An 11055-nucleotide genomic window follows, 5' to 3' on the forward strand; every position below is an offset into this window, starting at 1 on the left:
GGCGGCCGCCTTCCCAATGGGAGGGCGGCCGCTCGTCATATCGGCCCTGTCAGGACTCCCCGAAACCGCCCTCGACCAGGCCGACCAACGTCGCCACGGCGGAGGCCTCGTCGGGCCCTTCGGCCCTTATGGTTATGCTCGAGCCCTGGTTCACACCCAGGCCCAGGAGGCCGATGATGCTCTTGGCGTTAGCCTCCTTGCCTTCCTTGCGGACCGCCACCCGACACTGGAACTTGGCCGCGGTCTGGACGAAGACGGCCGCCGGCCGAGCGTGGAGTCCGGTCCTGTTGACTACCTGGATAGTCCTTTCGATCATCTGGTTTCCCTCCCCGTCGGCCGTTCGGTCGCCCTGCCCCGTCCGGATGTCCCGCCGGTCATCTTCCCACCTCTCCCCTGCGAGAGGATGATTCCGGCGAAGATGAGGATCACCGCCAGGATGATCGGCGGGTTCAGGGCTTCGCCAAAGACGACGTGGGCCCCGATGGTCACCAGGCCCAGCGATGAAGCATTGATGGCGGTGACCGTCGACACCCTGGTCGAGCTGAGGGCGGTCACCAGGCAGACCTGTGCCCCGGCGTTCATCAGGCCGGCCCCCAGGAGGAACCAGACGTCCCTCGCCTCGATCGCCCCATACTGGCCCAGCGAGCCGGTCACGGCGAGGTATCCACTGAGCGTCAGGACTCCGACCGAGGTGCTGACGGCCAGGGCCGAGAACCGGTCCAGACCGGCCCGGAGCGCTTTTCGCGTGACCACGCTGGAGATGCCCCAGGTGAGCGCGCTCAGGGCGGCCAGCGGGATGGCCGTGATCCACCCCGACCCAAGGCCGACGGCCAGCACCTGGCCCCAGCTCAGGCTGCCCAGACCGAGGACGAAGACGGCCAGGCCGAGACCCAACCGCCGGCTCAAGGCCTCGTCGAGGACGAAGGCGCCGATGAGGGCGCCCCAGACGACCGAGGTCTGAACGACGGGCACGGCGATGACGACCCCGCCGCGTTTGATGGCTTCGACGAAGACTGGGTTCCCGACCGCGTAGACGACCAGCCCGGAAAGGACGGCCAGGCCCAACGGCAACCACCCGACAAATCCGGGGGTGCCGGCCAGGAACTGGCTTCGGCGCCTGCGGCCGGCCGCGAGGACCAACACGCTCAGCGTCCACAGGGGCAGGACCTGCAGCAGAGTGGCCACGACCTGGCCGACGTGGAGGGCCGCCGCCCTGAGGAACAGGTTGGAGAGGGTATAGCAAAGGGCGGCTGCCGCCGCCCAAAGCTCACCACGCCCGACGGTGGTCCGCCTCATCACGCGAAGGTCACGATCACCCGGTAGGTCCCAGGCACGATAGCCTGCTCGAAGGCTTCCTCAACCCGATTGAACGGGACGAGCTTGGAGACCAGGGACCTGACGTCGATGGACCGGCTTGACAGGAGTTCCGTCGCGCGGAGGAAGTCTTCCTTGCTCTGGCTCATCGTGCCGATGATCGAGATCTCATTGTGATGGACCCGATTGACATCCAGATGAACCTCGGGGACGGGGTAGAAGGCCGCGTAAAGAACCACCCGCCCGCCCTTGGCGGCCATCTTGATCGCCCCTTCAATCGCCGGACCGTCTCCGCCGGCCACGAAGACGCAGGTCGCACCCTTCCCGCCGGTGAGTTCCCGGACCGCGGCGACCGGGTCGCCGGCGGTCGGGTCGATCACGCTGTCGGCCCCCATTTCCAGGGCCTTCTGCCGCCGGACGGCCACCGGTTCGCTGACGATGACCTTGGCGCCCCGCCGCTTGGCCAGCTGGACGTGGAGGAGCCCCATGACGCCGGCGCCGAGGATGACCACCGGGTCACCGAAATCAACCCCGGACCGTTCGATGCTCCTGACCACGCAGGAGACCGGTTCGGACAGGGCCGCCTCCTCGAACGGGAGGTCATCGGCCACCTTATACACCTGGTAGCGGGGGGCGACCACGTAGTCCGACAGGCCGCCCGGCCCGAAGGGGAGGCCCGCGTAGCGCACCTCGCGCATGTTCGAGCAGAGGTTATCGTAGCCGATCCGACACTCCCGGCACTCCCCGCATCGGAAGATGCGGGCCACGGCGACATGGTCTCCGACGGCGATGGGTTCCTTGACGTCGGGCCCCACCGCCTCAACAATCCCCGAGAACTCGTGCCCGCCGAGGAGCGGATAGGAATCCTGCTGAGCGCCCTTATAGACCCGCTGCTCCCAGGTGCACAGGGCCGAGGCCTTCACCTTGATCAGGACCTCGCCGGGGCCGGGGGTCGGCTTCGGTGTCTCTCTGATGTCAATGGTCTTGGGAGCTGGGAGAACGACGCTTCGATTGATTTCTACGGCCAATCCGAGGACCTCCCTTCATGGTTTTCGTTGCTCTAGGCAAGCTCCCTTAGGGCTTCGTCGACGGACGCGTTGCCGTGGATGATCGAGGCGATCGCCGCCGCCATCTTCGACGGTTTGGTGTGTTGCCAGATGTTCCGCCCCATGGCCACGCCCCTGGCGCCGGCGGCGATGGCGCCGTGCACGGTCTCGAGCACGTCGCGGTCGGTGTCCATCTTGTTACCGCCGAGGACGACAACCGGAACGTAGCAGTTGTCGACGACCTTCTTGAACGAGTCGACCGACCCGGTGTACTGCGTCTTGATGATGTCGGCGCCGTTCTCCACGCCGACCCTGACGGCCAGGGCGATGCTCTCAGGGGTGCGGGAGTCGGTCCCGCCTTCGAAACCCCGTGGGAGCATCTCCGCCATGAGTGGCATCTGCCACTCGAGGCACTCCGAGGCCAGGGCCGAGAGATAGGGAAGGGTCTCGTGCTCCAACCGGCTCCCGGGGAACCCCATGCAGACAACGGCATCGGCCCCGAGACGGAGGGCGTCCTTGATCCCGAAGACCCTTGTCATCCTGGCCGTGCTGCGGTCTCCCAGCTTGGTCGTGCCCCCGTCGAGCCTGAGCAACAGGGCGGCCCGGCCGATCTCCGGGGCAAAAGCCTGGGCCACCCCGAAAGTGGTCATGATCACGTCGGCCCCACCATCGAGCACTTTCTCAATGGCGCGGCCAGGGTTTTCCAGACCGGGCATCGGCCCCATCGAGCCCGGGTGGTCCATGGCCACGATCAGGGTCCGACCATCCTTCCGAAAGATCCGGTTCAGGCGGCGTTCCTTCATTCGACTAGTCCCCTCTCTGGCGAATGGTGGCGTTCAGATCCCGTAAACCGGCCATGCCGGCCTGCAGACCCAGATGGCACAAGTCATCGAGGTCCGAGCATGAAACATATAAGTCGCTGCTCATGATTTCCAGCAGCATTGGCAGGTTCGCCCCGGTCAGGCAGCGGAAGCCCTGTTCATAGACGAGGCGGGCGGCCACATTGCCGGGCGTGCCCCCAAACAGGTCCACCAGTAGAAGGGTGTTGTCGGGCGTGCCCTTGAACCCGGCCAAGGCGATACGGGTTTTCTCTAGATAGGTCTCGGGCGTGTCGTCGGGCCAGAGAGGCACCGCGATCAGGCCCTCTTTCCTCCCGGAGATCATCTCAACCGCGTTGATAAGACCCTGACCGTATTGGCCGTGGGTCAGGACGGCCACGTTGACCACTCGACGAACCTCCCTAAGCACCGACCTTGGCGACGATGGCCCGCGCCGTCGGTTCGTCGGTCACCAGGATCTTGGGGATCCCGGTCTTGCAGGCCGCGATCATGACGTCCACCTTGGTGATCCCCCCGGCCACGGCGAGCACGTTGGGGGCCCGATGGAGTTGGTCAGGTGAGATGGCCACCAGAGAGTCCGTCCGATCGCTCAGGAAGATCGTCCCGTCTCCTTCCAGGAGCCACAGGCAGAGGTCGCCGACTACAGACAGGTGCCGGCCGGCGTCGGTCAGGGACCTGAGTACTCGGTTGTACGAGGGGTAGCCGTCGGAGATGGCCCCGATTCCGACGACCGCCCAGTCCAACGAATCCCAAAGGGCGGCGGTCCGCTTGATCTGCGGGTCCCCAAGAAGGGTCCGCTTCGCTTCTCCCGACTGCACCAGAGCCGGCGCGTAAAGGTAGCGGCACTCGCCGCCAAGCCTTTCGGCGGTGTGACGGGCCAACTCATTGACCTGGAAGTGCTTGTCGCGGGGACCCACTCCTCCGGTCAGCGGGACGACCTTCAGCCTGAGGTCGAGCCTGACCGGGAGGGCCTGGACGGTCTCATAGACCGTCCGACCCCGGCCGACTCCCAGGACCGAGCCCGGGGCCAGGTGATCGACCAAGTACCGGGCGGCCGCCGCTCCGATGCGTTTGGCCACCAGGTCCGGCTGGTCGACGTTGGTGGGGACCACGATCGCCTCTTGGAGCCCGAGGGCTGTCTTCAATTTGGCGGCGAACTCCTCCGCCTTGGTGAAGGGGTTGCGAATCTGAATTTGGACGATTCCCTCTTCAACCGCACGGGAGAGGAGGCGGGACACGGTCGACCGTGAGACGCCGAGGTCGGCGGCGATCGTCTGCTGGGTCTGGTGGAACTGATAATACGCTTCCGCCACTTTCAGCATTAGAAGAAGGTCGTCGGTCTCAGGCATCGAGGTACCCTCCCTCGCCGACCGGCCGGGAGGGGGGGCGGGTCCACCCCGCCCCCGTCCCCCGCAGTCGTCCGTCTTCAGGTCGGCTAGAACACCTTCAACAGGCTACCGACGAGGCCCACGAGGACCAGGTAGCCCATGATCGCGATAGGCGACTTACGCCTATTGAGGAGCCACCACACGCCGAGGGTCAGGGCCAGAGGCAGAAGTTGCGGCATGATCTTATCGAAGAAATCCGCCTGCAGCTTGACCACCTGCTGACCAACGGTGATCGTGATGGGGGTCGAGAGGCCGACGAAGCTCGCGGTCAGAGCGCCGATGACGGTGGCCCCGACGATGCCGGCTCCGGTGATCAGGTCCTTGACGAGCCCGCCTTCAAGAAGTCTCTCGACCGCGGTCCGTCCCAGCTTGTAACCCCGGAAGAACATGAAGTAGCCGATGCCCCAGATGACCGCGGCCTCGAGGAGGATGTAGATCACCGGGCCGAAGAGGTTGCCGTCCTTGGCCAAGCCGATGCCCAGGGCCAGGAGAATCGGGGTGACCGTGCCCTGACTCAGCGTGTCTCCGATGCCGGCCAGGGGGCCCATCAGGCCAGTCTTGACCGAGTTGATCGCCTCGTCGGTGATCGGCTGGTCGTTGGCCCGTTCCTCTTCCATGGCCGCGGTGATGCCGTGGATCATCGCGCCCACGTTTGGCTCAGTGTTGAAGAAGACCAGGTGTCGCTTGAGAGCGGCGCTGATGTCTTCTTTCGTGGTGTAAAGCTTCTTGATGATCGGGATCATGCTGTGAGCGAACCCCGAGGCCTGCATCCGCTCGTAATTGTAGCAGGCCTGAGAGTAGAACGACCAGAGGACCCAGGACTTCAGGAGATCCCAGTAGCCCAGCTTCTTGCGCTCAGGCGTCACTCTTCATGCCCCCTTTGTGGAGATGCATGTAGACAAAGGCAAAGACGACCGCGAAGGCGGCGATGCCGATGATCGAGAGCTTGAGGTAAACAAAGAGGAGGAAGCCGAGGAAGAAGAAAGGCAGGGTCTGGCCCTTACCGATGGACCGGAAGTTCATCGCGATGCCCAGGGCCGGGAGCATCCCGCCGATGACGATCAGGATGTGGAAGACCTTGGCCCCCAGGAAGTCGATGGCCCCCTTGACCGCCGGCGGGCCGTACAACACGGCCAGGAACGCGGGGACAAAGCAGATCACGAAAAGCAGGATCTGGGGCGGCACGATGTTGGCGAAGGCGACGCCGGCCGTGTTGCCCTGCTCGGCGTACCGATCGGCCCAGTGCACGAAGATGGCGTCAAGGGTCATCCGGCCGAACCAGATGAGACCGCCCAGGAGGCCGATGGGGACGGCCAGGGCCAGGGCGGCGTTGACGTCGATGCCGGAGCCGATCGCCAGAGCCGTGCCCACGTAGCCGGCCAGGGCCGGGTCGCCCGGAAGAGAACCGCCGGCCGAAATGAACCCCAGGTAAATCAGATTTATTGAGGCTCCGATGATCGCCCCTTGGGTCGGATTACCCAGGATGATTCCAACCACGACGCCGGCGATGAGTGGCCGATACAGGGTCCAGTATCCCATTCCCATCAACCAGGGGCTTTGGGCCAGGTAGTAGAACAGCGCGATGAGAGCCGCCTGAAACACTGTGATCTGCACCGCTTGTGAACCCCCTTTTCCAAGTCTCCTCGCGAGACCCGTCCGCAATGGGAAGAAGGTAATGAGGCCTGTCCGGAGCTGTGTCGGAGACTACCCTCTGGCGATGGCGTTCGACAGGTCGACCGGACGGTCCTCCGGCACGATCCTGACGATCACTGACACCCCCTTCCCGATGATGGCCCGAAAGGCATCGAGGTCCTCACGGCCGGCCGAGATGTTCTTGTAGAGCGGCTTCCGCCCCGGTCCGGCGCCCATCCCGCCGACGTTCAACTCCTTGAACTGCACGCCCAGTTCCAGCAGTCTCAAGGCGGCCTTCGGGCTCTTCACCAACACCAGCGTGCACACCCCCGGCTTGGCTTCCTCGCACAAGCATCCGGCCGCGGCCGTGACGTCCGAGGTCAGGACCTCGATGCCCGGGGGAGCCGCCAGGCGAAGGACCTTTGAGATGAAGGGATCGGTGGCCAAGCCGTCATCGGCAATCACGATTCGGTTGAACCGAAGGGCTTTGGACCAGACTGCCATCACCTGCCCGTGGATCAACCGATCATCGACCCGGACCAGCACGATGTGGGCAATGGTCAACACCCCCCACGCGTGATAGTTGGGACCTAACCCTGTTGCACAAATGTGCTGCACATTTGTGCAATTGCCAATGTTATTCTTCTTCCGCTTACTACTGCGAATTTCCTCTGTCCGGGTGAGCTTTTTTTGATGACGATGTTGGGCCCAAAACAAGGTAGGCGGTCTGGAGACCGTCGGAAGCCCTGATAGAAAGCAGTTCCCCGAATGGTTCAGCCATCCGGGGAACTGCTTGTCACTCTGGGTAGGAACTGGGGTCTTCGTGGCGTTCTGAGTCTTTACTCGAAGACCTCCCATACCCATCGGGCCGTGTGGTCGATGGGCTTCTACATGGCCGAGGGGATCATGCGCTTCGCCCCCGGCCCGGTCTGGATCTATCTGATGGCCCCGGGCGAGGAGATCACTGATTAGCCCACCTGGCCACCGTTGTCACCGGCTGGAATAGCTTCTTGGTGGAGGCCATGTGAGGGAGGTGGCTCTTGGGTGAAAGGCATCCTCCGGCTTCTCACCTGCTGTTTGGTCACGGCGGCCGCCGTCGGGGGGTGCGCGAAGCCCGCGTCCCACGAATCCTTGTCCAACCCGCGCTATGGGTTTACCGTGGTCTACCCGGGCAGGTGGCAGGTGAATAGCGATCCCTCAGGCGTCCCGCCGCCGGAAGGGACCCTACTCACCACGCGCGGCGCTAAGATTACAGTCACTGTCAGCGCTCGTCCAAACGAAGGGGAGATGCCGAAAAACCTCCGCGATCAGGGGTGGCTTGAAACGAAACTAAGCGTTGACGGCGTCGGAGCCTTGGCCTACAGCCGCCCTGGGCCGCTGACCTTCGGTATCGTTAGAAGGGTCATGTTTCCCCGTGACGGGCTGTGGTACGACATCAGCCTGACCGTCAGCGGGCGCCGCTATCTGCCCGGGGGTTTACGCGCCTTTGAAGCGGTCGTGGCCTCATGGAAATGGGCCACCAAACCGTCGGACACCGGCTTGGATAAGGCTCAAGCGATTGGTCACCGACCCTGCCGTCTTCGCCCGTCTTGAGAATGCCTGGAAGCAAAGGGTCACGGTCACCTGGATCACGCCGACCCGCGCCGACTCCGCGGTTGAGGTGACGCAGGTGCTCAGGGATGGTGGGACGCGGGTTCTCTGGTTCCAGCCGGGGCTTATGTGGTACGAGGGCAAAGCCTATGCCGGCGACCCCGTCATTGAGGTGTGGCCCGATATCGCCATCCGCTGTCTCACTCCCCAGGCTTTCCTGCAAATGCTAGAAAAAGCGGATGAGGTCCGGCTCGTCGCCGCTGACTATCCGAGGCTGGCGCCGGTGACCCTGAACCCCGCCGGTGCTGCCGCGCTGAAAAGCATTCTCTCCAGCGTCGATGGCTTCGAGAACGCCGACGAGGAGTACCCAAGCGGCTGCCGGCCGGGTGCTCCCTGGTACGAATTACGGTATCACGTCGGGGGCAAGTCATACACCCTGTGGATCATGGACCAATCAGACCGAGCCGTCCTGCCCGATCTCTGGGGCTTCTCTCCGATGGCGCTGTTCAAGGCTGCGGGGCTTTACTCCTGGGCCTCTGAGATTCTGCCCATCCCCGCATACGCGGACACGGAGATCGAGTCTCTCTACTCGGTCCCTAACGCCGTCCTATTGAACGGTCCCGTGTCGGATAGGACGATCGACGCTTGGATACTCAGGTCCGTGGTCAGTGAGATGCTCACGGCTCTTCCCCCCGGGAGCGCGGACTATCCGTCCGATCCCCCATCGGGCGAGGCCCCGTACACGCTCGATGTTGGGCGCGGGCGCGAGACTATCCCGGTTTGGGACGATTGGTTCTTCTTCGCCGGCAAGATGTACTACTACAAGGGCTTTCGGCAAGTCGTGGAAAGGGCTCAGTAGGCAAAACCCAAAGGCCAGCCCCCAAAGTGTCTTGGGGCTGGCCTTCTTCGTTGGTAACCCGGACAATGGACTTTCATAGCCGAGCCTTCTCTGCCAAAGCCCGCTGGGTCTGCGTCAGTACCCCTGCGACCCGAAGACCTTAACCCCGAAGCGCCGTTCCATGGCCCGACCGAAGCGGTACTTCATCTCCGCCCCCTCGTAGGGTTGCGGGGGCGGAATGATCGGAATGGCCTCGCTTTCCACGTCGAGGACGGTGAAGAGGTATCCCGGGGCGAGGACGCGCGGGATGGCCGCCCGCATCTCGCCGAGAGAGCCGACGGTGACGGCCTCCCGGACCCCGGCCCCCCGGGCCATGGCGGCGTAGTCCGTCCGCTGTTGGCCGGCCATCGGTAACCCACCGACGGTCTGGTAAACCCGGTTGGCGACGACGAAGTGCTTGAGGTTGTCGGGCTGATAGGCCGCCTCGGTCAGGAGGCTGCCCAGGTTCATGCACATCGAGCCGTCGCCGTTGAGGACCCAGACCGGCGTCCTGGGCATCGACAGGGCGATGCCGAGGGCGAAGGAGGAGGCGAACCCCATCGCCCCGTGCATGTAGAAGGTCTCCTCGCTCTGGGTCACGGCCCACCATTCATTGGCGGCCATCCCGAGGGCGCAGACGACAACCGCTCCGGGGGCGTGCGGGGCGAGCAGTTCGAAACACTCGTGGGTCTTCATCACCGAAGCCCCCTTCCTGCGTCCTTCTTGAGCAGGGTCCGGGCCAGGAAGGCGACCACGGGGCGCTTCTGCAGGCGGCCCCACTCGTAGGCCTGGGGCAGGCGGGCGACGGCCTCGAGCGAGTCGACCCGGAAATGGGGGAAGTCCAGGGCCTCGAGGACCGGCTTGAGCCGGCGCCCCTGCACCTCCTGATAGATCCGCAGGTCGTCCAGGCTTCCCCGCTCGCTGACCAGAAGGAAGACCGGGATTTGGTGGCGCAGGTTGAGGGTAGCCAGTTCGCCCGTACAGGTGAACAGCCCGGTCGCCCCGATCAGCACCGCCGACCGGGTCCCGGTGAAGAAGGCCCCCGTGGCCACGGCCACGGCCTCCGACTCACGGGCCACCCGGACGCTGGTGATCTCGGGGTCGGCGGCCAGCCGGGTGATCAAGGGCGCCATCCAGTCGTCGGGCAGGCAGGCGACGAGGCGCACCCCGCAGGCCTTGATCGCTTCGTGCAGGGCGGCATAGGGGTCAGTGGCGATGACATCCGGCAATTACTGAACACCTCCCAAACTGGGACCACAGTCTACGGCCGTTCCGGCGCCGAGGCCTCCGGTCACGCGGCCGCCCGTCACGCGGCCGCCGTGGACGACCAACCACCGATTCGGCAAGGAGGCCACCGGGTGGTCGGGGGGCCTGGCCTCCAGCACCACCAGGTCGGCCGGGCGGCCCGGCTCAAGGCCGTAGTCGGTCACCCCGGCGATGCCCGCCGCCTTGGTGGTGACCATGTCCGCCAGGGCGTCACGTTCGGCGGCCGAGGTCAGATGGGCGCCCAGACCGAGGACGAGGGCGGCCAGCAACGGGTCGGCGTTTCCGTAGGGTAGGTAGGGGTCCTGAACGTTGTCGGAAGCGCAGGCGACCGGAACGCCCGCCCGCAGAAGCAGCCGTACCGGAGCGATCCCTCGAACGCCGGGGACCTCATCGCCCCGTCCTTGCAGGAAGAGGTTGGTCAAGGGCAGGACCACCACGGCGATGCCGGCCTGGAGGAGCCCGCTGATGAGGCGCCGGCGCTCATCACCCGGGACGAGCCCCAGCGCGGAGCAGTGGCTCGCGGCCACCCGGCCCTGGTAACCGGCGGCCAAGGTGCGCGGGATCAGCCCGTCCAACCCGGGGCAACGCGGTTCACTCTGCTCGTCGACGTGCAGATCCAGGGGCAGGCCGTGACGGGCCGCCAGGCTGAACAGCCCGTCCAGCAACGGGCCCGGCTCGCTTCTGACCCCGATGCTGCCTCCGAGGACATCGCAACCGCAAGCCACGGCCTCTTCCATCAGCGCCCACCCGTTCTGTCCGGGGATGACGCCGGCCGAGGCCATCGCCACCACCTGGACCCTGACCCGCGGATGGACCCGCTCCCGGAGTTCGAGGGCGACATCGAGCCCGCGCAACCCATAGGCCCCGCCGACATTGACGTGGGTCCTCAGCAGGCTCACGCCGAAGGAGGCGGCCTGGTCGAGCAGGCGCAGGCCGCGCCGGACCATTTCCCCGCGGCTCGCCCGGACCTGATAGGCGCTCATCGCGGCGATGGCCGACGGCAGGTCGCCGGGCACCCCGGTGTCCGGCAGCGAGTAGGCCTTGTCCAGATGATGATGGAGGTCGACAAGGCCGGGGAGGACCAACCGCCCGTCCAGCCTGTA

At 65.2% G+C, this 11055-nt stretch carries 14 protein-coding genes; 2 read left to right on the forward strand and 12 right to left on the reverse strand.

All coding sequences use genetic code 11. The features are described from left to right. Positions 1–49: 49 nt before the first annotated feature. The 9 genes from VGL40_00775 to VGL40_00815 all read right to left on the reverse strand — a co-directional run bounded on the left by VGL40_00775 (position 50) and on the right by VGL40_00815 (position 6783). Positions 50–316: an HPr family phosphocarrier protein gene (locus VGL40_00775; GenBank protein ID HEY3313802.1), complete on the reverse strand. Its 267-nt coding sequence runs from the start codon at positions 314–316 to the stop codon at positions 50–52. Continuing rightward, the gene (locus VGL40_00780; protein HEY3313803.1) at positions 313–1296 is read right to left on the reverse strand and encodes an EamA family transporter; all 984 of its coding nucleotides are present in this window, start codon (positions 1294–1296) and stop codon (positions 313–315) included. Before VGL40_00780 ends, VGL40_00775 begins: the two co-directional genes overlap by 4 nt. Continuing rightward, positions 1296–2342 carry a zinc-binding dehydrogenase gene (locus VGL40_00785; protein ID HEY3313804.1) on the reverse strand — a complete coding sequence of 349 codons (1047 nt, stop codon included), beginning with the start codon at positions 2340–2342 and terminating at the stop codon, positions 1296–1298. The genes VGL40_00780 and VGL40_00785 overlap by 1 nt, the downstream gene beginning before the upstream one ends. Positions 2343–2374: 32 nt before the next feature. Further along, positions 2375–3163, reverse strand: a complete 789-nt coding sequence (locus VGL40_00790) for a 2-amino-3,7-dideoxy-D-threo-hept-6-ulosonate synthase (GenBank protein ID HEY3313805.1) — start codon at positions 3161–3163, stop codon at positions 2375–2377. 4 nt (positions 3164–3167) lie between these two features. Then, positions 3168–3587, reverse strand: a complete 420-nt coding sequence (locus VGL40_00795) for a PTS sugar transporter subunit IIA (GenBank protein ID HEY3313806.1) — start codon at positions 3585–3587, stop codon at positions 3168–3170. A 13-nt stretch (positions 3588–3600) separates the two neighbouring features. Then, positions 3601–4548: a sugar-binding transcriptional regulator gene (locus VGL40_00800; GenBank protein ID HEY3313807.1), complete on the reverse strand. Its 948-nt coding sequence runs from the start codon at positions 4546–4548 to the stop codon at positions 3601–3603. 86 nt (positions 4549–4634) lie between these two features. Next, entirely contained in the window at positions 4635–5453 is an 819-nt protein-coding gene (locus VGL40_00805; protein HEY3313808.1) for a PTS system mannose/fructose/sorbose family transporter subunit IID, read from the reverse strand. Then, positions 5443–6201: a PTS sugar transporter subunit IIC gene (locus VGL40_00810; protein ID HEY3313809.1), complete on the reverse strand. Its 759-nt coding sequence runs from the start codon at positions 6199–6201 to the stop codon at positions 5443–5445. The genes VGL40_00805 and VGL40_00810 overlap by 11 nt, the downstream gene beginning before the upstream one ends. Positions 6202–6291: 90 nt before the next feature. Further along, the gene (locus tag VGL40_00815; GenBank protein HEY3313810.1) at positions 6292–6783 is read right to left on the reverse strand and encodes a PTS sugar transporter subunit IIB; all 492 of its coding nucleotides are present in this window, start codon (positions 6781–6783) and stop codon (positions 6292–6294) included. Positions 6784–6987: 204 nt separating this feature from the next. On the opposite strand from VGL40_00815, the gene VGL40_00820 reads away from it, so the two are divergent. After that, positions 6988–7191, forward strand: a complete 204-nt coding sequence (locus tag VGL40_00820; GenBank protein HEY3313811.1) for a hypothetical protein — start codon at positions 6988–6990, stop codon at positions 7189–7191. Between the two features lie 586 nt (positions 7192–7777). After that, a complete protein-coding gene (locus tag VGL40_00825) occupies positions 7778–8668 on the forward strand; it encodes a hypothetical protein (GenBank protein ID HEY3313812.1) in 891 nt (296 codons plus the stop codon). 114 nt (positions 8669–8782) lie between these two features. On the opposite strand, the gene VGL40_00830 is transcribed toward VGL40_00825, so the two are convergent. The 3 genes from VGL40_00830 to VGL40_00840 form a co-directional block, all read right to left on the reverse strand. Next, on the reverse strand, positions 8783–9382 hold the full coding sequence (locus VGL40_00830) for a thiamine pyrophosphate-dependent enzyme (GenBank protein HEY3313813.1): 600 nt from the start codon (positions 9380–9382) through the stop codon (positions 8783–8785). Then, positions 9382–9915: a thiamine pyrophosphate-binding protein gene (locus VGL40_00835; protein HEY3313814.1), complete on the reverse strand. Its 534-nt coding sequence runs from the start codon at positions 9913–9915 to the stop codon at positions 9382–9384. The genes VGL40_00830 and VGL40_00835 overlap by 1 nt, the downstream gene beginning before the upstream one ends. Next, positions 9916–11055, reverse strand: a 1140-nt coding sequence (locus VGL40_00840; GenBank protein ID HEY3313815.1) for an amidohydrolase family protein, incomplete at its 5' end; no start/stop codon positions are given.

Source organism: Bacillota bacterium (assembly GCA_036504675.1).
In the GTDB taxonomy this organism is placed as follows: Bacteria; Bacillota; Sulfobacillia; order JAJYWN01; family JAJZPE01; genus DASXUT01.

Excerpts from the sequence above, each read along its gene's own strand:
- VGL40_00775 (HEY3313802.1), bottom strand. The coding sequence starts at position 316 with ATGATCGAAAGGACTATCCAGGTAGTCAACAGGACCGGACTCCACGCT.
- VGL40_00780 (HEY3313803.1), bottom strand. The coding sequence starts at position 1,296 with ATGAGGCGGACCACCGTCGGGCGTGGTGAGCTTTGGGCGGCGGCAGCC.
- VGL40_00790 (HEY3313805.1), bottom strand. The coding sequence starts at position 3,163 with ATGAAGGAACGCCGCCTGAACCGGATCTTTCGGAAGGATGGTCGGACC.
- VGL40_00800 (HEY3313807.1), bottom strand. The coding sequence starts at position 4,548 with ATGCCTGAGACCGACGACCTTCTTCTAATGCTGAAAGTGGCGGAAGCG.
- VGL40_00820 (HEY3313811.1), top strand. The coding sequence starts at position 6,988 with ATGGTTCAGCCATCCGGGGAACTGCTTGTCACTCTGGGTAGGAACTGG.
- VGL40_00830 (HEY3313813.1), bottom strand. The coding sequence starts at position 9,382 with ATGAAGACCCACGAGTGTTTCGAACTGCTCGCCCCGCACGCCCCCGGA.